Origin of the sequence: Sphingomonas sp. NFX23 (assembly GCF_049887795.1) — a bacterium.
In the GTDB taxonomy this organism is placed as follows: Bacteria; Pseudomonadota; Alphaproteobacteria; order Sphingomonadales; family Sphingomonadaceae; genus Sphingomonas.
Genome location: NZ_JAGEKH010000003.1, coordinates 101786 through 122450 on the forward strand (window position 1 = coordinate 101786; position 20665 = coordinate 122450).

Here is a 20665-nt window from a genome sequence, read left to right on the forward strand (position 1 = left end):
TCTGCTCCCCTTCCGCCTGCGGGAGGGGTCGGGGGAGGGACTGGAGACAAAAAGAGAGGGCGGCCCGTATGGACACGCCCTCCCCCAACCCCTCCCGCGAACGGGAGGGGAGTTTCAGTTACGCAGCGAGCTGGAGGACGTCGTCGCCCTTGTTCCAGTTGCACGGGCAGAGCTCGTCGGTCTGCAGCGCGTCGAGTACGCGGAGCGTCTCGGCGGGGTTGCGGCCGACGTTCAGGCCGTTGACCTGGACCGCCTGGATGACGTTGTCCGGATCGATGATGAAGGTCGCACGGAACGCGACATGCTCGTTCTTGTCGACGATGCCGAGCGCGTCGGCGAGCTTCGCACCGTTATCCGCGAGCCACGGGAAGTCCGCAGCGGCCAGGTCCGCATCCGACTTGCGCCAGGCGAGGTGGACGTGCGCGGTGTCGGTCGACGCGCCGATCAGCACGGCGTCGCGGTCCTCGAAATCGCCGCGGATGTCGCTGTAGCCGACGATCTCGGTCGGGCACACGAACGTGAAGTCCTTCGGCCAATAGAACAGCACCTTCCACTTGCCGGGATAGGCCGTCGTGAGGTCGAGCGTCTCGCCGGCGGGCAGCGCTGCGGTGCCCTGCTGGACGGGAATGGTCATCGATGGGAACTGGTCGCCGATGGTCAACATGATGGAAGCCTCCTGGAAATAAACTTGGCTCCAGGCATCCTCAAAGGCGGCGGTTGGCCCGCTCGGGTGTTGTGCATTGCGGTATAGGGGGCTGGTGTAATCGATCCAACGCTCTATTTATCATCTGATGATCGATAGAGGCGATTAATGGCTGCGACCTACCTACCCACGTTGAAACAGTTGCAATATCTTGTTGCGCTGAAGGACCACGGCCATTTCGGACGCGCCGCGGAGGCGTGTTTCGTCACGCAATCGACGCTGTCGGCGGGCCTTCGCGAGTTGGAAACGCTGATCGGCGTGGTGCTGGTCGAGCGTACCCGGCGAGTCGTGCGGTTCACGCCGTTGGGCGACGGAATCGCCGACAAAGCGCGGCGCGTGCTGCGCGAGGCGGAGGAACTGGGCGACATGGCGCGCGCCGCCGGCCAGCCGCTGTCGGGTGACATGCGGATGAGCGTCATCCCGACGATCGCGCCGTTCATGCTGCCGAGAATCCTGCCGCGGTTGCGGAAGGACTATCCCGACCTGAAGCTGTTCCTCCGAGAGGAGCCAAGTGGTCCGGCGTGCGAGGGACTGCACAATGGCCGCACCGACTGCGTGCTGCTGGCGCTACCCTACGCATGTGGCGAAGTGACGTCCGAGACGCTGTTCGAGGATCGACTGTTCGTCGCCTATCCGTCGGGCGAGGAGCCAACCGCACTGCCCGCGATCCCCGCGTCGGCGATCGACGAGACGCGGCTACTGCTGCTCGAGGACGGGCATTGCCTGAAGGACCATGCGCTCGGCGCGTGCAACCGGCCGGAGTTGCGTGCGGAGGCGACGATGCTGGGAACGTCGCTGCACACGATCGTCCAGATGGTCGACAATGGCCTTGGCATCACGATGCTGCCGGAAATGGCGCTGAAGGCGGGGATCCTCGACAACACCAACATCACGGCGAGGCCGCTCGACGAGAAGAATGCGGTGCGGCGGATCGCGCTCGTCTGGCGCCGCGCCAGTCCGCGCGAAAAGGACTTCCGTTTGATGGCAAAGGCGCTGGCAGACGTTCAATAGACTCACTTCTGCCCCCATCCCTGAAAGGGAGGGGTTGGGGGTGGGTAGGCCGGCTCGTGTCGCCGACGTTCTCCGATGCGGAAGCCGACCCACCCCCTGCCCCTCCCTTTCAGGGATGGGAGGCCGTTGCGAACTGGGCGCGCTCGGTCTTCGCCCCATCCCGAGATCGACACGCTTGCGCAACCAACTCGGCCTTCGATCGTATGTTTCCCAGTTCCCGCTGGAGACCGAACGATGTCGAAGACGCTTCCACTGCTGCTGATGACCAGCGCGCTGGCACTCGCCGCGTGCAGCGGCAAATCCAAGGACGACGTGGCCAGCGCCTCGACGACGCCCGCCAATCCCGCACTGGCGGTACCGAACGGGCCGCCCGCAGTCGCCAATCCGACCGTCGGCGGCGTGACGATGATGGCGACGCGGACGATAGTCGATAACGCGTCCGCCGCGCCGAACCTGTCGACCCTGGTTGCCGCGGTGAAGGCCGCAGACCTGGTCGGCACGTTGTCCGGCCCCGGCCCCTTCACCGTATTCGCCCCGACCAACGATGCGTTCGGACGGCTCGCGCCCGGCATGGTCGACACCTTGCTGAAGCCCGAGAACAAGGCCTCGTTGACCAAGGTGTTGACGTATCACGTCGTGCCGGGCGTCATCACTGCCGACGATCTGCGCCAGCGCATCGCGGCCGGTGGCGGTACCGCGACGTTGACCACGGTCGAGGGTGACCCGATCACTGCGACAATGGTAGGCGCGGTCATCGCGTTGACCGACGTCAACGGTAACAAGAGTTATGTCGAGACAGCAGATGTCCGCCAGTCGAACGGCGTCGTTCACGTCGTGAATGGCGTGATCGTCCCTAAACTGAGCTAAATATGAGTTAGACAGGCTCGGTTCATCGTACCGATGCTACATCCTGTCGGTGAAATAGTTGAGATCGCCGCCTCTATCCCCAAATTCCATCGTTCGAGTTTCATCCGTCCCAATCACAATCTCTGGAGTTGCAGATGACTGTTAAGACCCACCTTATGATTGCTGCGGCAACGAGCCTGTTTACTGCCACTGGTGCGACTGCCCAGACGGCAGCGCCAATCGCGCCGCGGACTGCGGCACCGGCCGCACCACAGACGGCGATGCCAGCGACGCCATCCACTCCGGCGGCACTTGGCACGGCGGTTGCTCCGCAACAGCCCGGCGCGCCTGTCGCCCCGACTGCTGCAGCAACGACGACCATCGCCGCTGCACTGCCAACGCTGCCGAACCGCGCGACGCTGGCAAAGCTGGTGACCGCCGCGAAGTTGCAGGCGACGCTCGCAGGCCCTGGCCCGTACACGCTGTTCGCACCGAGCGACGAGGCCTTCACGCGCCTGCCCGCCGGTGCGCTCGACACGCTATTGAAGCCTGAGTCGGCACCGACGCTGGCGACGATCATCAAGTATCACGTCGTTGCCGGTGCGCTGACCGCGGACCAGTTGAAGGCGCAGATCACCGCGGGCGGTGGCAAGGCAACGCTGACGACGCTGGCAGGCCAGCCGTTGATCGCAGGGCTTGGGCCGAACGGGAACATCGAGTTGACCGACACGGCCGGTATCAAGTCGTACGTCGATACGGCGGACATCAAGGAGACGAACGGCGTCGTTCATCTCACCAACGGCATGAGCGTTCCGAAGCTCGGCTGATGCGACTGCGGGCCGCGATCCCATCCGGGAGCGCGGCCCGCACTACTTTGTTTCCCAGCGAAGGCGGGGATCCAGTCTGGGCTCCCGCCTTCGCGGGAGAACATTCTCTGGGTTAGCCCTTCGACATATCCCAGCGTGCCGCGGCGGCATGGTCTCCATCACGCGCTTCGACCCAGCTAGCTTCGACTCCGCGCGTCTCGCGCTTCCAGAACGGAGCGTCGGTCTTCAACCGATCGATCAGGTACGCGCAGGCCTCCAGTGCCGCGCCACGGTGCGCCGCCGTCGCCGCAACGAACACGATCCGCTCGCCCGGATGCATCGGTCCGACGCGGTGCACGATGATCGCCGCACTCAGCGACCAGCGCTCGATCGCACCCTCGGCAACCTTCATCAACGCAGCCTCGGTCGCGCCGGGATAATGTTCGAGTTCGAGCGTCCCCACGCCGTCGTCAGCACGCACCAGCCCAGTGAACGTCGCCACCGCGCCCGCCCCTGCCGCTTCCGCGCGCATCATCTCGGCCGCGATATCGATCGCAGACTGCTGGACCGAGATGTGGATCATCCGCCGGTCACCGGTGGGAAGATCGCGATCTCCTGCGCGCGGCCGATCGGCGTATCGAGCGGCACGAAATCCTGATCGATCGCCGCGCGCAACCGCGATCGGTTCTCGAAAGCTCCCGCATGCGCCGGGCTCGTCTCGGCCAGCCAATCGACCAGGTCCGCCACCGTCACGACGCTCGCCGGCGGCTCGACCGACTCTTCACCCGTGCCGATGCGCTCGCGCACCCAGGCGAAATACACCATTCGTAACGTCATTTTCAGTCCATGTGCTTCAGGCCGACGCGGAGATAATCCCACCCGGTCAGCAACGTAAGGACGGCTGCGCCCCACAACGCGACGATGCCGACGGTATGCACCCAGACCATCTCGGGCACCGACCCGCCAAGGATGATCCCGCCGAGCGATACGAGCTGCAACGTCGTCTTCCACTTGGCGAGCTGCGATACCGGCACCGAAACCTGTACCTGCGCCAAGAACTCGCGCAATCCCGACACCGCGATCTCACGCAGCAGGATCACCAGCGCGGCGATGACATGGATGCCGGCGATATCGCGCGTGCCGACCAAGATCAGGATCACCGCGGCGACCATGATCTTGTCGGCAATCGGATCGAGGAAGATCCCCAGCCGCGACACGGCGCCGCTCGACCGCGCGAGATACCCGTCGAAATAATCGGTGATGCCCATCAGGCAGTACAGCACGAAGGCGATGCCGTACCCAGCCTCCCAGTCGGGCCACCACAGGAACCAGACCAGCAGGGGCACCGCGACGATCCGCGACAATGTCAGGAGGTTAGGCAAGCTCAGCACCAACCACCCCTATACCGGTCGGTCGCGGGGCGAAACCGGTTTAACGTTGGCGTGCGGATGACGCTCGGCTAAGGGTTCGACACATTACCGCAACGATCAGGGCTATTTCCCGTCATGCTCAATGCCCTTGGGTTGCTGAAGCAACGTCGCTTCCTGCCCCTGTTCACCACGCAGTTTCTCGGCGCGTTCAACGATAATTTGTTCAAGACCTCGATGGTCCTGTTCGCGACCTATGCCGTCTTCAACGATCCGAAGATGGAGGCGAACTTCAACGCGCTGGCGACGGGACTCGGCATCCTGCCGTTCTTCCTGCTGTCCGCGCTCGCCGGGCAGTTAGCGGACAGCGAAGACAAGGCGCGGATCATCCGGATCGTCAAGACGGTCGAGATCGGCATCATGCTTCTGGGTGCGACCGGCTTGATGGTCGCGCGCGCGGGGCATCCGTCGCTGGGGATCGGGCTGATGCTCGGCGCGGTGCTGTGCCTCGGCGTGCATTCGACGTTCTTCGGGCCGATCAAATACGCGATCCTGCCGCAGCATCTGAAACCGTGCGACGTGCTCGGCGGCACGGGCCTCGTCGAGGCCGGGACGTATCTTGCGATCCTGCTCGGCACGGTCACCGCAGGCTGGATCCCGATCGAGGGCGCCGCCGCCAGCGTCTTGATCGTCGCGGTGATCGGCTGGTTTTCCGGCCGACAGGTACCCCCAGCCCCGCGCGAGGGACCGCCTCTCAAACTCGACTATAACCCGTTCACGGCATCGTGGCGGTTGATCAGCGCGACGCTACACATCCCCCGCCTGTTCCTGGCGATCGTCGCGATCAGCTTCTTCTGGACGATCGGCGCGGTGCTGATCATCGTCTTCCCGCCACTGGTGAAGAACGTGCTGACCGCCGACGAGCGAGTGGCGAGCTTCGTGATCGCGGTGTTCTCGGTCGGGGTGGCGATCGGCTCGGTCGTGATCAACTCGATGCTGCGCGGGCGGATTTCCGCGAAGTTCTCGCCCGCGTCGGTGATCGCGATGGGCGGCTTCGTCGTGCTGTTCTCGTTCCTGGCACGGAACTGGACGCCCGCGGCTCCGGGGCATTATTACGATTGGGCCGGCTTCATCCATCAGCCGGGTGCGATCCCCGTGCTGGCGACGCTACTGGCGATCGCGATCACCGGCGGGATGTTCGTCGTGCCGCTCTATGCGTTCCTGACGACCACCGTCGAGAAGGACCAGACTGCGCGCACCGTGGCGGCGAACAACGTCGTCAATTCGGGCGCGATGACGATCGGCTCGATCCTCGTCATCGGCATCACCGCCATGGGCGTGACGCCCGAGGACATGCTGTTCCTCGTCGCGGCGATGTGCCTCGTCTCGGCATGGCTCGCGCAGAAGCTGCACCGGGCCTGCGACGACGACGCGATCGGCTGTTTGCCGACGCCTCGAGGTTAAGTATCCTTCCCCGCTAAGGGGAGTATTACGCTGGGCTCTCTCAGAAAATGAAGCTGTAAAAGCACGTGAAGAACGCGGCGAAGCTGAGCAGGAACAGCTTCACGTCCTGATCGTCGTTCCTCGCGCTCGCGATGACCGGTGGCGGCAGCGAACGGCGCATCGGATGGCGGGCGGCTTCGTTGGTGAGGACTAGGCGTCTGGTCATGATGCAAACGTTAACGTCGCGTTTACCAATTCGACCAGTGACAAAGGTGGTTAAGGTAGCGGCGTCCGGCAATGGGACAGAAATGGACCCGCGATGACGGTCCGAAAACTCTCCGCTGCGCCGCTATCCTTACGTAAAAACCGGGTATAAGCTCCCGACTTTCCCCGCGATTTTGCGGGTGCGAGGACCCGGACCATCGAGCAGATCGGCGCCCTTCCCTATGTGATCGACGAAGCCGGCCACGCCCGCGTGATGCTGATCACCTCGCGCGATACCGGGCGCTGGGTGATCCCCAAAGGCAATCCGATCGTCGGCCTCGCCAGCCACGAGGCCGCCGCGCAGGAGGCGTACGAAGAAGCCGGTATCCGCGGCATCCCCTGCCCCTCGCCGGTCGGACAGTTCGCGTATCGCAAACGCCGCCGCACCGGCCGTTACCGCGACATGATCGTCACCGTGTTTCCGCTAGCATTCGTCGAGCAGGTCGAGGACTGGCCCGAGCGTCATCAACGCGACACACGCTGGTTTACGCTTGATCGTGCGGCGGAGGCTGTCAATGAGCCCGGCCTGAAGGCGCTGATCGCTGCTTTCCGTGAGCCGCCGATCCCGGCGTCGCTCGCGCAACGTATCTTACCCGTCGTACGCACGAGTGCGAAAAGGAGAATTCCGATGCTGGGCTGGTTCCAGTCGCTGATGCCGAAGCAGGGGCGGTTCTTCGAACTGTTCGACGCGCATGCCGCGACCCTGGTCGCCGGTGCCGATGCGCTTGCACGGCTGCTCCACGGCGAAGGCTCGATCGAGGGTCAGATTGCCGAAATCGTCAAGCGCGAGCACGAGGCCGACGATATCACGCGGGAGGTGTTGCAGGACGTCCGCCGGGTGTTCGTGACACCGTTCGACCGCAGCGCGATCACGGATTTGATCGGCGTGATGGACGACGCGATCGACCAGATGAACGGTACCGCCAACGCGATCGCGCTCTACGAGGTGACCGAGTTCTCACCGCAGATGCGCGACATGGCCGGAATCATCGTCGAGGCCGCACGGATTACGGCAGAGGCGATTCCGCTGCTGCGGTCGCTCGGCACCAACGCAGGCCGGTTGCACGACCTGACCGCGCGACTGATCCAGATCGAGGGGCATGCCGACGACATCCACGATACGGGCCTCCGCGCGCTGTTCCAGGCCTCGAAGATCAGTGCGGACCCGATGACCTTCATTATCAACCGTGAGATCTACAGCAGCCTGGAAAAGATCGTCGACCGCTTCGAGGACGTCGCGAACGAGATCCAGGGGCTGGTCATCGACCATGCTTGATGTGTCGCTTGAGTCCGCGTCCTCTCGCACAGCCCCCCCCCGGCGAAGGCCGGGCCCCAATTGGGGGACGGCAATAACGAAGGGCGGCGTTCCGTTGCTGCAACCTTTCCAATTGGACCCCGGCCTTCGCCGGGGGGGTGAAGCGGTAGCGGATAGGGCGGCAACCGCATGATCCTCTCCCTCCCCCTCCTCATCGGCCTCATCGGCATCGCGCTGCTGTTCGACTTCCTGAACGGCCTCCACGACGCGGCGAACTCGATCGCCACCGTCGTCTCCACCCGCGTCCTGAAACCCCAATACGCCGTGCTCTGGGCAGCGTTCTTCAACTTCATCGCGTTCGCGGTGTTCGGCCTCCACGTCGCGCAGACCGTCGGCACCGGCATCGTCCAGGCGCACGTCATCGACGCGCAGGTGATCTTCGCCGCGCTGATGGGCGCGATCGCGTGGAACGTCATCACCTGGGTGCTCGGCATCCCGTCGAGCAGCAGCCATGCGCTGATCGGCGGGCTGCTGGGCGCCGGCATCGCCAAGATCGGCTTCGGCGCGATCGTCTGGAGCGGCGTGATCAAGACCGTCCTCGCGATCTTCGCCTCGCCCGCGATCGGCCTGATGCTCGCGCTCGTTCTCGTGCTGATCGTCGCCTGGACGAGCCTCAAGCTCACCCCGCTCGGCGTCGACAAACGCTTCCGCAAGCTCCAGCTGATCTCCGCCGCGCTCTATTCGCTCGGCCACGGCGGCAACGACGCGCAGAAGACCATGGGGATCATCGCAGTCCTGCTGTATTCGCAGGGCCTGCTCGGCGGCGAATTTCACGTCCCGCTCTGGGTCGTGCTGTCCTGCCAGGCGGCGATGGCGCTGGGTACGCTGTCGGGGGGATGGCGGATCGTCCACACGATGGGCTCGAAGATCACCCGCCTCACCCCCGCACAAGGGTTCTGCGCGGAGACCGGCGGCGCGATCACGCTGTTCGCGGCGACGTTCTGGGGCATCCCCGTATCGTCGACGCACACCATCACCGGCTCGATCGTCGGCGTCGGCGCCGCGCGGAGGTTATCCGCGGTCCGCTGGAACGTCGCCAGCAACATCGTCGTGGCCTGGACACTGACGCTGCCCGCCGCGGGGCTGATCGGTGCAGGCACGTACTGGCTCGTCGGACTGTTCGTATAAGCAGGAAATAGTTGAGGCTGGTCCGCCGCCGCTCCGTCATAGTGTCGGAGCGGCGGCGTTCTTGCTCGTCCGTACGCCGCTCCACCTCCGAGCGGAGAGCGACGTATCGGCCGGACGGCTTACTTGATCCCGCCGCCCTGCAACGGGGCAACCGCGTCCTTGCCGAACTTCATGATCAGCTCGCCGATCTCGCGTGCCTGGCTCATGCTGCGCTGGCTCTGCTCGCGTAGGTAATCGCCCTGGATCTTCATCACCTGGGTCAGGTCGCTGGCGCTCGCCGCCTCGCGCATCGCCGCGAAGGCCTCGCGTGCGTTCTGCTCGGCCTGGTCGATCATCGCCTTGCCGATCGTCGCGCCGCCCTCGGCGATCTTGCCGCCCGACTCCTTCATCGCCTCGCCAGCGCGCCGCGCCGGATCGACGACCTTCTCCGAGAACGCATCGCGCGCTTTCTCGGCATGGTCGCGCATCGTGTCCGTCACACCCTTCGCCGCATCCGCCGCGCGGTCGGTTGCCGCCTTGCTAGCGTTCGCACCGTCATCGACTGCCTGCTTGAAGTCGTCAGCCATCGTCTCTCTCCTGTGTTGCGCTGCCATTTGGTCGAAGTTTCAACCGGTATGCTCCGCTTTGGTTGCGCCCGCCAGCTTGCACCCGCGCGCATTAGTCTCGATAGGTCGCGCGGCTTTTACGGGGAACGTCCATGCGCATCACGATGATCGGTTCTGGCTATGTCGGCCTGGTGTCCGGCGCCTGCTTTTCGGATTTCGGCCATGACGTGATCTGCGTCGACAAGGACCAGTCGAAGATCAATGCGCTGCATGCCGGCCGCATGCCGATCTTCGAGCCCGGCCTCGATCAGCTCGTCGCGTCGAACGTCGCCGCGGGACGGCTGACCTTTACCACCGATCTCGCCAGCGCGGTCGCCGGCGCCGACGCGATCTTCATCGCGGTCGGCACGCCGTCGCGGCGCGGCGATGGCCATGCCGACCTTAGCTACGTGTTCGCCGCCACCGAAGAGATCGCCGCCGCGGTCACCGGCCCGACCGTGGTCGTGACCAAGTCGACCGTCCCCGTCGGCACCGGCGACCGAGTCGAGGCTATCCTGCGCGAGAAGCGTCCCGACATCGACGTCGCGGTCGTCTCCAACCCCGAGTTCCTCCGCGAGGGCGCTGCAATCGGCGACTTCAAGCGCCCCGACCGCATCGTCATCGGCACCGAGGACGAGCGCGCCAAACAGGTCATGCGCGACGTCTACCGCCCGCTCTATCTCAACGAATCGCCGATCCTGTTCGTCGGTCGCCGCACGTCCGAGCTGATCAAATACGCGGCGAACGCGTTCCTCGCGACCAAGATCACCTTCATCAACGAGATCGCGGACCTGTGCGAAGCGGTCGGTGCCGATGTGCAGGACGTGTCGCGCGGGATCGGGCTCGACAACCGGATCGGCAAGAAATTCCTCCACGCCGGGCCGGGATATGGCGGCTCGTGCTTCCCCAAGGACACGCTGGCGCTGCTCAAGACTGCCGAGGATTACGACACGCCGGTCCACATCGTCGAAGCCGTCGTGAAGGTGAACGACAGCCGCAAGCGCGCGATGGGGCGGAAAGTCCTGCACGCGCTGGGCGAAAATCCCCGCGGCAAGACGGTCGCGCTGCTCGGCCTGACGTTCAAGCCCAACACCGACGACATGCGCGACGCCCCAAGCCTCGCGATCGCGACCGCGCTAGCCGACGCCGGTGTGACGGTCCGCACGCACGATCCCGAAGGCATGACGCCGGCGAAGGCGATGATGCCCGACCTCGTCTACTGCGCGGACGCATACGACGCCGCCGAGGGTGCCGACGCGGTCGTGATCGTGACCGAATGGGATGCCTATCGCGCACTCGATCTCGCGCGGTTGAAGCGCGTGATGGCCGGGCCGGTGATGGTCGACCTGCGCAACGTCTATCAGCGCGCCGACGTCGAGCAGGCCGGGTTCGCCTACACCGCCGTCGGTCGGTGAACGTCCCCGGCAACATATTCCAGTCACTGGACCTTTTGCGCGCTCTCACTATATACCGAACGGTATGAATAGGCTTTGCACGCTCACCGCCCCCAAGGGCCGCCCCCGCGAGTTCAATCTCGACGAAGCGCTGGCGGGTGCGTTGCGCGTGTTCTGGCGCAACGGGTACGAGGGCGCATCGATGGCGGAACTGACCGCCGAGATGAAGATCACCAAGCCCAGCCTGTACGCCGCGTTCGGCAATAAGGAGGCGCTGTTCCACAAGGCGCTCGACCTCTACGAGCGTGAGAAGCTCGCCTATATGACGTCCGCGCTCGACGCGCCGACCGCGCGTGCCGTAGCGGAAAACCTTCTGCGCGGTGCGCTGCAGATGCAGATGAGCACCTGCGATCCCAAGGGGTGCCTGAGCGTCATCAGCAGTGTCGCCTGCAGCGCCGAAGCCGAGCCGATCAAGGCCGAGGTCGCCAAGCGCCGGGCCTCCTCCGAAGCCGCGCTGATGAAGCGTTTCGACGAAGCCAAGGCCGCGGGCGAGTTCCCCGAGGGCCTCGAGTCGCATGCGCTGATGCGTTACCTCTTCGCGATCATGCAGGGGCTGTCGATTCAGGCTGGTTCGGGCGCTAGCTGCAATGAGCTACAGCAGCTCGTCGAGACCAGCATGCTTATGTGGCCAACCAAATAGACACGGTTTCTGCCGCGCCGCGGGAAAAAATACCGGCCGGTACAAAAGTCTTGTTGACTAGATGAACGTCAGGTTTATATACCGACTGGTATCGAAGCTCCCTCCTACTTCGGATGGGGCAACCGGGGACACCAACCCATGACCACGGTTCAAACCTAAGACGGCTTCGGCCTGATTTTCGAACATTCCAAGCGGGCAAGCGCGGCACGGTGATGTGCCGGCAACGACCGCGCACGCCTCGCGACCAGCTGACGTCGGTGGACCGTCCACCGACGAAGGCGAGCGCTTGCCTAAGATCAAAAGGGGGACAATCCCATGGCTTATCTCGACCTCGACAACATGTTCGCTTCGCCCGTCACCAGCCGCACGCAGACGATCGCCGCCCCTGCCCCGACCGGCTTCTCCGCGCTGGAATGGAGCGTCATCGCGCTCGCCAAGCGCGACACGTTGCGCAGCCTGTCCGGCCCGAGCCGCATGTCGCGGGCAATGGGCAGCCTGTTCGGCCTGAGCACCGCGTCGCGGCTCGCCGACCCCCGGCTCGAAGCGTTGCGCCGAATGGCTGTGTACGCCTGGCGTCGCGGCTTCGCGTTGCCGATGGCCGAGATCCAGGGCTTCCTCGCCGCGGGTTTCGCCGAGGCACAGATCGAAACGCTCGTCGAGAGCGTGACCGGCATGCGCGTCGGCATCCAGCAGAAGCGGAGCATCGCAGCGTGAACCAACTTACCACGATCACGGCCGCGAACGACGCCGACGTCGTCGCGTCGCCGCCCGCGGACCGTCACCGACGGCCGGCCTGGCAGCGCGGCGCAATGGTGCTCGTGCCGATCGCACTGCTCGGCGCGGTCGGCGTGAAGCTGTTCGACCATCCCGACGCGGCGATGGCGGCACCCCCGCCCGCCTCCGTCACGGTCGCGTCGCCGCTCGTCCGGCAGGTCAGCGAGTGGGACGATTATGTCGGCCGCTTCGCACCGAGCCGCACCGTCGAGATCCGCCCACGCGTTGCCGGCGAAGTCACCGGCATCCATTTCCGCGACGGCGAGATCGTCAGCAAGGGCCAGTTACTCTTCACGATCGATTCCCGTCCGTTCGCCGCCGCTCTGGCCGAGGCACACGCCAACGTCGCGAGCGCACGCAGCGCCTTGTCGTTGGCCCGTACCGATCTGGGTCGCGCACAGCGGCTCGTCGCTGACGAAGCCGTCTCCGCAGGCGAAGTCGACGCACTCCGCGGTCGGCTCGAAGCAGCGCAGGCCGCACTCGCCGCGGCGCAGGCTCGCGAACGCGCCCGCGCGCTCGACGTAGGCTTCACGCAGGTTCGCGCACCGATCGGCGGTCGTATCTCCGATCGCCGCGTCGATGCGGGCAACCAGGTCGCGGGGGGCGAAGGCACCGGCGGCACGGTGCTGACGACGATCAACGCGCTGGACCCGATCTACTTCACGTTCGACGGCTCCGAGGCGCTGTATCTCAAGACGCAGCGCGCGCGTCAGCCCGGCGCGACGCCGGCCGCGGTCGAGATCCAGTTGCAGGACGAGACCGAGCATCGCTGGAAGGGCAAGCTCGACTTCACCGACAACGGGCTCGACCAGCGCTCGGGCACGATCCGCGGCCGTGCAGTCCTCGCCAACCCAGGCTATTTCCTGACGCCAGGGATGTTCGGCAACATGCGCCTCGCAAGTGCGGGAACGCGGCAGGCTCTGCTGGTACCCGACGAGGCGGTGCAGACCGATCAGGCGCGGAAGGTCCTGCTGACGATCGATGCGAAGAACGTCGTGAGCCAGAAGCCGGTCGAGCTCGGGCCGGTGGTCGATGGCCTGCGCATCGTGCGCTCGGGGATCGGGCCGAACGACCGGATCATCATCCAGGGGACTCAGATGGCGATGCCCGGCGCGACTGTCGCGCCGAAGGTCGGCCGGATCGTCGTGGCGTCGGGTACGACGGCGCCGGCGTCGGTCCAGCCGATCTCGGGTGAAGCCACGCTCGCCAAGTAACATCGTTACCCCGACCAAAATTCCGTCATCCTGACGAACGTCAGGACCCAGAGTTCGAGACGTCCCGCTGAGTAACCCTGGGTCCTGACTTTCGTCAGGATGACGGGGCGTGCGCGGACGGATCGCCCCTCTACCGAGGAAATTCCCATGCGCTTCTCGCGCTTCTTCATCACCCGGCCGATCTTCGCGGGCGTGATCGCGGTGATCATCACGATCGTCGGTGCGATCGCCTACATGACGCTGCCGGTGTCGCAATATCCCGACATCGTCCCCCCCACCGTCACCGTCAGCGCGACCTATCCCGGCGCCTCCGCCGAGACGGTCGCCGAAACCGTCGCCGCGCCGATCGAGCAGGAGATCAACGGCGTCGACAACATGCTGTACCAGTCGTCGCAATCGACCGGCGACGGCAAGGTCACGATCACCGTCACCTTCAAGATCGGCACCAACCTCGACGCCGCGCAGGTGCTCGTCCAGAACCGCGTCGCGGTCGCCGTCCCGCGCCTGCCCGAAGACGTCCAGCGTCTCGGCGTGGTGACGCGCAAGACGTCGCCCGACTTCCTGATGGTGGTGAACCTCGTCTCGCCCGACAACTCGCTCGATCGCGGCTATATCTCCAACTACGCGCTGACCCAGGTCCGCGATCGCCTCAGCCGCATCGACGGCGTCGGCGACGTGCAGCTGTTCGGCGCGCGCGATTATTCGATGCGCGTCTGGATCGATCCCGGCCGTGCCGCCGCGCTCGACCTCACCGCCGGCGAGATCGTCGCCGCGTTGCGCGCGCAGAACGTCCAGGTCGCCGCCGGTACGCTCGGCCAGCCGCCCTATGACAAGGGCAACAGCGCGTTCCAGCTCAACGTCGAGACTCAGGGGCGCCTCACCGATCCCAAGCAGTTCGCCGACGTCGTCATCCGCACCGACGCACAAGGCCGCCAGGTCCGCGTCTCGGACGTCGCGCGCGTCGAACTCGGCGCGCAGGATTACGGCGCGAATACCTATCTCAGCGGCAAGCCGACGGTCATCGCCGCGGTCTTTCAGCGTCCCGGCTCGAATGCACTCGGCGCGGCGCAGGCCGTCACCGCCGAGATGGAGTCGATGTCGAAGCGCTTCCCCAAGGGCCTCGAATACAAGGTCATCTACAACCCGACCGAGTTCATCGCGCAGTCGATCGACGCGGTGAAGCACACGCTCTTCGAGGCGATGGTCCTCGTCGTGCTCGTCATCCTCGTCTTCCTGCAGAAGTGGCGCGCGGCGATCATCCCGATCGTGGCGATCCCGGTCTCGCTGATCGGCACCTTCGCGGTGCTCGCCGCCGCCGGGTACAGCCTCAACAACCTCTCGCTGTTCGGCCTCGTCCTCGCGATCGGCATCGTCGTCGATGATGCGATCGTCGTGGTCGAGAATGTCGAGCGCAACCTCGAACACGGGCTCTCCCCGCTTGAGGCGGCGCGCACGTCGATGGACGAAGTCTCGGGCGCACTGGTCGCGATCGTGCTCGTGCTGTGCGCAGTGTTCATCCCGACCGTGTTCCTCACCGGGCTGTCCGGCGCGTTCTACCGTCAGTTCGCGGTGACGATCTCGACCGCCACGATCATCTCGCTGCTGATCTCGCTGACGCTGTCGCCGGCGCTCGCCGCGATGCTGCTCAAGCCGACTGCCCCCGCCGATTCAGGCAACCGCCTGACCCGTACGGTCCGTCGCGCTGGCGATGCCTTCAACCGCGGGTTCGAGCGGATGAGCGACAGCTATGCCCGCCTCACCGCGCGCCTGGTCACCGCGCCGCGCCGGATGATGATCGCCTATGCCGCGTTGATCGCGGTCACGGTCGGCGTGTTCACGATCACCCCGTCGGGCTTCGTCCCCGCACAGGACCAGGGCTACTTCCTGACCGTCATCCAGCTTCCGCCCGGCTCGTCGGTCGAGCGCACCGACGCGGTCATGCAGAAGGTCGCGAAACGCATCCTGCCGCTCGCCGGCGTCAAGGGCGCGGTCATGCTCGCGGGCTTCGACGGCCCGTCGCAGACGCTCGCCCCCAACTCGGCCGCCGCCTACATCCCGCTAAAAAGCTTCGAGGAACGCAAGAAGCTCGGCGTTACGCTCGCGAGCATCATGGCGGAATCGCAGAAGGCGACCGGCGACATCACCGAAGCACGCCTGCTGATCGTCCCGCCACCGCTGATCCAGGGCATCGGCTCGGCCGGCGGCTACCGCCTGATGGTACAGGACCAGGGCGGGCACGGTTACGCCGACCTCGGCAAGACGAGCTACGCGCTGATCGGCCAGGCGAACCAGACCAAGGGTCTCGCGCAGATCTACACCTTCTTCGACACGGCGACCCCGCGCATCTTCGCCGACGTCGACCGCGCCAAGGCCAACCTCTTGGGCGTTCCCCCCGAGCGCGTGTTCGAGGCGTTGCAGGTCTATCTCGGCTCGGCGTTCGTCAACGACTTCAACCTGCTGGGTCGCACCTACCGCGTCACCGCGCAGGCCGACGCACCGTTCCGCAACACCACCGCAGACATCGCCAACCTGAAGACGCGCTCCAACTCGGGCCAGATGGTCCCGGTCGGCTCGGTGTCGACCTTCAAGGACAAGACCGGCCCCTACCGCGTGGTCCGCTACAACCTCTTCCCCGCGGTCGAGGTCGATGGCGACACTGCCAAGGGCTATTCGTCCGGCCAGTCGCTGGTCGCGATGGAGAAGCTCGCCGATGCGTCGCTCCCGGCCGGCTACGCGCACGAATGGACCGGCATCGCCTACCAGCAAAAGGCCGCCGGCAGCACCGCCGCTCTCGTCTTCGGCATGGCTGTGGTATTCGTCTTCCTCGTGCTCGCCGCGCAATATGAGAGCCTGACGTTGCCGCTCGCGATCATCCTGATCGTGCCGATGTGTCTGCTCGCAGCGATGACCGGCGTGAACCTGCGGGGCATGGACAACAACGTCCTCACGCAGATCGGCCTGGTCGTGCTGATTGCGCTCGCCGCGAAGAACGCGATCCTGGTGGTCGAGTTCGCCAAGCAGGCCGAGGAACAGGATGGCCTCACCCCCGTCGAGGCCGCGGTCCGCGCGGCGAAGGACCGGTTGCGGCCGATCCTGATGACGAGCTTCGCCTTCATCCTCGGCGCGGTGCCGCTGGTGATCGCGACCGGTGCCGGCGCGGAACTCCGTCAGGCACTCGGGACCGCGGTGTTCTTCGGGATGATCGGCGTGACCGGGTTCGGCCTGCTCTTCACCCCCACCTTCTATGTCGTCGCACGGGCGCTGGCGCTGCGGTTCGAACGCCGCCGTCCCGCCGCACCCGCCGCGACCCTTCAGCCAGCCGAATAGGACCAGCATCATGAAGTCCGCCCTCCTAGCGAGCCTCTCGGCGCTGACGCTCGCCGCGTGCGCCGCCGGCCCCGACTATGTCGCACCCATCACCCCACCCAAGGCGGCGGCGTCGTTCGTCACCGCGAACGCGGCCACCGTCACGACGGCGCCCGACAACGACTGGTGGCGGATGTACCGCGACCCCGTCCTAGACGGCCTCGTCGCGGATGCATTGGCAGCGAATACCGACCTCCGCGTCGCCGTCGCGCGGCTCGACAGCGCCCGGGCGTCCCTGCGCGGCGCGAAGACCGACCGCGAGCCGCAGGTGAACGCGGGCGCGAGCGGTAATTACGCGCGCACCTCGCAGCTCCAGAACCTGCCCGGCCTCGACCGCGAGCGCGCCACCTACGACGTAGGTCTCGACGTCAGCTACGAAGTCGATCTCGCCGGCCGAGTCCGCCGCAACGTCGAAGCCGCGCGCGGTGACGTCGGCGCGGCGCAGGCGGATGCGGATGCCGTCCGCGTCTCGATCGTCGCCGCCACCACCCGCGCCTATGTCGACGCAGCCTCGTCCGCCGAACGTCTCGCGGTCGCGCGGCGGATCGTCGACCTGCTCGACAAGTCGAACACGCTGACCGGCAAGCGCGTCGACGCCGGTCGCGCAGCCCGCCTCGATCAGGTCCGGATCGCCGCCCTTCGTGATCAGCGCGCCGCCAACATCCCGCAGATCGAGGCCGAGCGCCAGGCCGCGCTTTTCCGCCTTGCCACGCTCACCGGCCGCACCCCGCAGGACCTGCCTGCAACCGCCGGCGCGCGCACCACCACGCCGCGCCTCGACCAGCCGATCCCGATCGGCGACGGCGCGACGTTGCTAGCCCGCCGCCCAGATGTTCACGCTGCCGAACGTCGGCTGGCGGCGGCGACGGCGCGGATCGGCGTCCAGACCTCGCAGCTCTATCCGCAAATCTCGCTCGGCGGGTCGATCGGCTCGACCGCACTTAGTGTCGGCGACATCTTCACCGGTGGCCCGATCCGCTGGCTGCTCGGCCCTCTGCTGAACTGGTCGCTAAACCAGTCCGCCGCCCGCGCGCGCATCGCGGGCGCCGAGGCGGACTCGCGCGGCGCACTTGCCAATTTCGATGGCAGCGTCCTCACCGCGTTGGAGGAAACCGAGACCGCGCTGTCGAACTACGCCCGCGAACTCGACCGCCGCACGCAGTTGCAGTCCGCACACGACAACGCCGCCACCGCCGCGCGCATCACCCGCGCCCGCCAGCGCGAAGGCCAGATCGACTTCCTCGACGTCCTCGATGCCGAGCGCACGCTTGCCGATACGGATACGGACCTCGCCGCCGCCGACTCGCGGATCGCAGGGGCGCAGGTCGATCTGTTCCGTGCGCTGGGTGGTGGCTGGCAGGCGCCGAGCCGCCCTGCCGCATGAGGTAGATCCATCGAGAACCGATGCGATAACCGACATAATACTGTAAGGAGCAACTAAAGTAGATCAAGTCTGACGACGAACGGACCGCAGTATGACCGACGACATCGCACAGACGGATACGAACGCCGCAGCGTGGCGTGATCGTGCCACGTATCATGAAGACCGGGCTGCGCAGGAACGGGTACTTGCCGTTTCCGCGCGCTCGGACGCGGCCTATACTGCGCATCGGGTCCTGAGCGAGCGACATCTTCAACTCGCGGCGACGGCCGAACTGGTCGCCGAAATGCCGGATGCCGAACCACCGCAAAGCTCGTCGCTGGAGCAGACCGGCGACCTGATCCGCCGGAGTTACGGTGATGCCGGATAGCAGCCCATCCGACTGGGAATGTCAGGCGATGTCGGCCTTGCCCAGGTTGATCTTGTCGTAGAGCGCGAGCAACGCGGTCACTTCCTCGACGACGGTCTCCTGCTCAGCCCGCCAACGCGCGGTGGCGTCGTGCGACGGGATGCCATCCTGCCCGTCATGCAGGGTAAACCCTTGGTCTATCAGCCAGATCGCGTCGCTCGCCCGCGAACGCTGTCGTCGCAGGTGATAGACCCATTGCTCGATTATCCCCGAAGGTACCAGTCTATCCAGATCGCCCATGACGCCGCGGTAGGGCAACGCCGACGCCAATACCAGCCTTCGGAAATTTTGCCGCAACACACTTCTTCCGGGGAGGATTTCGAGATTAACCGTGTTGCGAAATCCGGCCGCAATATCGTGCGGCCAAAAGCATGGTAATGGATTTTCTCCCACACCCTTCCGTGATCGAACGCCGGATGGACGACCAGTCCGTGCTCGCGATTCAGGCACCGAACGCGATCATCGCGCGGATGCACGAAGAACTGGCGTTGCTGTACCGCGAGCAATTGGTCGCGCTGATCGAGCGCTGATCTGAATTGGGATGCGATGCAGCACCGACCGCGGTTAGAAGCCGACGGATGACCCGTCCCGACCCCCACCCCGACACCGCAAAATTCCTCTGGATCGGCACCTATGCCGGCGGAGGCGGTATGGGCCTCTATCCGCTTGATCAAATTGGCACGCTTGCCGCGCCCTACGCGGACGCACGCAACGCATCGTTCGGCACCTATTCGTCGCGGTTCGATCTTCACTACCTGGTCGACGAGCAGGACGACGGCGCGCTTGGCGTACACCGTCGCACCGCCTCGGGCTGGGTCCGGCTAGCGCATGTCCCGGTCGGTGGCGCAGCATCGTGCCACGTCGCGCTGGATCGCACGCAATCGTGCGTCTCGGTCGCGAACTATGCGAGCGGGAGCGTCTCGCTGTTCCGGCTGGATCCACGGAGTGGTCTGCCGGTCGGCCAGCCAATTGTGCACGCCAATGACGGCAGCGGCCCCGATCCCGAACGCCAGCAATCGCCGCACGCGCACTGGGTCGGCTTCGGCCTCGACAACCGGTTCCTGTATGTCGCGGATCTCGGCACCGACGAAGTGCTCGCCTTCTCGTTCGACGCGGAACGGCAGACGCTCGGCACGCCGCACGTCGCGCTCAAGGCCGTGCCCGGATCAGGGCCCCGACACATGCTGTTCCATGAGCAGCACACGCAATCGGCGTATTTAGCCTGTGAACTCGATAGCACGCTCATCGCGCTGACCGTCGAGGGCCGCGATCTGAAGCCCCGCGCGTCACTATCCACCCTCCCCGCAGGCTGGCACGGCGCGAACATCGTCGCGCACATCGGTGCCAATGCCGCGGGCGACCGGCTGTACGTCTCCAACCGCGGCCATGACAGCATCGCGGTCTTCGCGCTGAACGAACGCGGCGATCCCACCCTCCTCCAGCATATCGCCAGCGGAGGCGCATCGCCGCGCGTCTTCATGGTGTTGGAAGAGGAAAACCGGATGCTCGTCGTCCACGAACGCGATCAGCGCGTGACGATGCTTGGTATCCTGCCGGACGGGACGCTCGCCCCGACCGACTTCGCGGTGCACGTCCCCGGCGCCGCGTTCGCCTTCGTCGCTTAGCTGACGCTGGCGATCAATAGCGTCAGTTCGGTACGGACCGGGTTTTCGTCGATACGGATCGGCTTCACCGCACGGCGCTTGACGGGATAGGACGCGCGCACCGCATCGCACAGATCCTTGACCGAGACGCGCACGCACGCCCCTTCGTCGCAGACCAGGCGCGGCGTGCTGATCGACTGGATGCAGGTCGTCGGCGTACCGGCCCAGACTGGCGCCGCGCTCGACAAAAGACATGCGGCTGCGATCCGCAAAACGGTGTTCTTGGTCATCATGGTAGCTGGCCCCCCACAGGCAGTTCGTATCTGGTAAAGCGACCGTTAGGGGCCAAGTGGTTG

The 20665-nt window shown here is 65.7% G+C and carries 23 protein-coding genes; 15 read left to right on the forward strand and 8 right to left on the reverse strand.

Annotated features, from left to right (window positions below):
* Window positions 1-118: 118 nt before the first annotated feature.
* Window positions 119-664, reverse strand: a complete 546-nt coding sequence (locus J4O76_RS08120; RefSeq protein ID WP_055879693.1) for a peroxiredoxin — start codon at window positions 662-664, stop codon at window positions 119-121.
* A gap of 147 nt (window positions 665-811) precedes the next feature.
* On the opposite strand from J4O76_RS08120, the gene J4O76_RS08125 reads away from it, so the two are divergent.
* From J4O76_RS08125 to J4O76_RS08135, 3 genes are all read left to right on the forward strand, one after another.
* Complete coding sequence (locus J4O76_RS08125; protein ID WP_056057748.1) at window positions 812-1714, forward strand: hydrogen peroxide-inducible genes activator; 903 nt, start codon at window positions 812-814, stop codon at window positions 1712-1714.
* Window positions 1715-1948: 234 nt separating this feature from the next.
* Entirely contained in the window at window positions 1949-2581 is a 633-nt protein-coding gene (locus J4O76_RS08130) for a fasciclin domain-containing protein (protein WP_426281250.1), read from the forward strand.
* A gap of 134 nt (window positions 2582-2715) precedes the next feature.
* A complete protein-coding gene (locus J4O76_RS08135) occupies window positions 2716-3387 on the forward strand; it encodes a fasciclin domain-containing protein (RefSeq protein ID WP_426281251.1) in 672 nt (223 codons plus the stop codon).
* Window positions 3388-3499: 112 nt separating this feature from the next.
* Here J4O76_RS08135 and J4O76_RS08140 read toward each other — a convergent pair whose 3' ends face one another.
* From J4O76_RS08140 to pgsA, 3 genes are read right to left on the reverse strand one after another with little or no spacing between them, the layout of a single operon-like run.
* Window positions 3500-3949, reverse strand: a complete 450-nt coding sequence (locus J4O76_RS08140; protein ID WP_426281252.1) for a molybdenum cofactor biosynthesis protein MoaE — start codon at window positions 3947-3949, stop codon at window positions 3500-3502.
* A complete protein-coding gene (moaD, locus tag J4O76_RS08145) occupies window positions 3946-4203 on the reverse strand; it encodes a molybdopterin converting factor subunit 1 (RefSeq protein ID WP_426281253.1) in 258 nt (85 codons plus the stop codon). The genes J4O76_RS08140 and moaD overlap by 4 nt, the downstream gene beginning before the upstream one ends.
* Window positions 4204-4205: 2 nt before the next feature.
* Window positions 4206-4757, reverse strand: coding sequence for a CDP-diacylglycerol--glycerol-3-phosphate 3-phosphatidyltransferase (gene pgsA, locus J4O76_RS08150; RefSeq protein ID WP_056489286.1), 552 nt, complete (start codon window positions 4755-4757; stop codon window positions 4206-4208).
* 114 nt (window positions 4758-4871) lie between these two features.
* Between pgsA and J4O76_RS08155 the strand changes: the two genes are divergently transcribed.
* Complete coding sequence (locus J4O76_RS08155) at window positions 4872-6197, forward strand: MFS transporter (RefSeq protein ID WP_426281254.1); 1326 nt, start codon at window positions 4872-4874, stop codon at window positions 6195-6197.
* A gap of 40 nt (window positions 6198-6237) precedes the next feature.
* Here the strand turns inward: J4O76_RS08155 and J4O76_RS08160 are convergent, their stop codons facing one another.
* On the reverse strand, window positions 6238-6402 hold the full coding sequence (locus J4O76_RS08160) for a hypothetical protein (protein ID WP_165895150.1): 165 nt from the start codon (window positions 6400-6402) through the stop codon (window positions 6238-6240).
* Window positions 6403-6597: 195 nt separating this feature from the next.
* Here J4O76_RS08160 and J4O76_RS08165 point away from each other — a divergent pair, with 195 nt between their 5' ends.
* Both J4O76_RS08165 and J4O76_RS08170 read left to right on the forward strand, forming a co-directional pair.
* Complete coding sequence (locus tag J4O76_RS08165) at window positions 6598-7716, forward strand: DUF47 family protein (RefSeq protein ID WP_056057730.1); 1119 nt, start codon at window positions 6598-6600, stop codon at window positions 7714-7716.
* 168 nt (window positions 7717-7884) lie between these two features.
* Window positions 7885-8883 (forward strand): inorganic phosphate transporter, encoded by a 999-nt coding sequence (locus tag J4O76_RS08170; RefSeq protein WP_056057726.1) that lies wholly within the window; start codon window positions 7885-7887, stop codon window positions 8881-8883.
* Between the two features lie 119 nt (window positions 8884-9002).
* Here J4O76_RS08170 and J4O76_RS08175 read toward each other — a convergent pair whose 3' ends face one another.
* Window positions 9003-9449: a phasin family protein gene (locus J4O76_RS08175; RefSeq protein WP_426281255.1), complete on the reverse strand. Its 447-nt coding sequence runs from the start codon at window positions 9447-9449 to the stop codon at window positions 9003-9005.
* 131 nt (window positions 9450-9580) lie between these two features.
* Here J4O76_RS08175 and J4O76_RS08180 point away from each other — a divergent pair, with 131 nt between their 5' ends.
* The 7 genes from J4O76_RS08180 (at window position 9581) to J4O76_RS08210 (ending at window position 18666) form a co-directional block, all read left to right on the forward strand.
* Window positions 9581-10882: a UDP-glucose dehydrogenase family protein gene (locus J4O76_RS08180; RefSeq protein WP_426281256.1), complete on the forward strand. Its 1302-nt coding sequence runs from the start codon at window positions 9581-9583 to the stop codon at window positions 10880-10882.
* Between the two features lie 64 nt (window positions 10883-10946).
* Window positions 10947-11561 (forward strand): TetR/AcrR family transcriptional regulator, encoded by a 615-nt coding sequence (locus J4O76_RS08185; RefSeq protein WP_426281258.1) that lies wholly within the window; start codon window positions 10947-10949, stop codon window positions 11559-11561.
* 315 nt (window positions 11562-11876) lie between these two features.
* Window positions 11877-12275 (forward strand): hypothetical protein, encoded by a 399-nt coding sequence (locus J4O76_RS08190; protein WP_333929425.1) that lies wholly within the window; start codon window positions 11877-11879, stop codon window positions 12273-12275.
* Window positions 12272-13549 (forward strand): efflux RND transporter periplasmic adaptor subunit, encoded by a 1278-nt coding sequence (locus J4O76_RS08195; RefSeq protein WP_426281260.1) that lies wholly within the window; start codon window positions 12272-12274, stop codon window positions 13547-13549. Before J4O76_RS08190 ends, J4O76_RS08195 begins: the two co-directional genes overlap by 4 nt.
* 147 nt (window positions 13550-13696) lie before the next feature.
* Window positions 13697-16876 carry an efflux RND transporter permease subunit gene (locus J4O76_RS08200; protein ID WP_426281261.1) on the forward strand — a complete coding sequence of 1060 codons (3180 nt, stop codon included), beginning with the start codon at window positions 13697-13699 and terminating at the stop codon, window positions 16874-16876.
* A 10-nt stretch (window positions 16877-16886) separates the two neighbouring features.
* Complete coding sequence (locus J4O76_RS08205; RefSeq protein WP_107953855.1) at window positions 16887-18299, forward strand: efflux transporter outer membrane subunit; 1413 nt, start codon at window positions 16887-16889, stop codon at window positions 18297-18299.
* Between the two features lie 91 nt (window positions 18300-18390).
* Window positions 18391-18666: a hypothetical protein gene (locus J4O76_RS08210; RefSeq protein ID WP_253070794.1), complete on the forward strand. Its 276-nt coding sequence runs from the start codon at window positions 18391-18393 to the stop codon at window positions 18664-18666.
* A gap of 21 nt (window positions 18667-18687) precedes the next feature.
* On the opposite strand, the gene J4O76_RS08215 is transcribed toward J4O76_RS08210, so the two are convergent.
* A complete protein-coding gene (locus J4O76_RS08215) occupies window positions 18688-18945 on the reverse strand; it encodes a hypothetical protein (RefSeq protein WP_056489263.1) in 258 nt (85 codons plus the stop codon).
* Between the two features lie 137 nt (window positions 18946-19082).
* Here J4O76_RS08215 and J4O76_RS08220 point away from each other — a divergent pair, with 137 nt between their 5' ends.
* Together J4O76_RS08220 and J4O76_RS08225 are read left to right on the forward strand one after the other, a co-directional pair.
* Entirely contained in the window at window positions 19083-19235 is a 153-nt protein-coding gene (locus J4O76_RS08220; protein ID WP_156362382.1) for a hypothetical protein, read from the forward strand.
* 48 nt (window positions 19236-19283) lie between these two features.
* Window positions 19284-20330 carry a lactonase family protein gene (locus tag J4O76_RS08225; RefSeq protein WP_426281263.1) on the forward strand — a complete coding sequence of 349 codons (1047 nt, stop codon included), beginning with the start codon at window positions 19284-19286 and terminating at the stop codon, window positions 20328-20330.
* Here the strand turns inward: J4O76_RS08225 and J4O76_RS08230 are convergent.
* Window positions 20327-20602 (reverse strand): hypothetical protein, encoded by a 276-nt coding sequence (locus J4O76_RS08230; protein ID WP_426281265.1) that lies wholly within the window; start codon window positions 20600-20602, stop codon window positions 20327-20329. The two genes, J4O76_RS08225 and J4O76_RS08230, sit on opposite strands and share 4 nt — an antisense overlap.
* Between the last annotated feature and the right edge of the window lie 63 nt (window positions 20603-20665).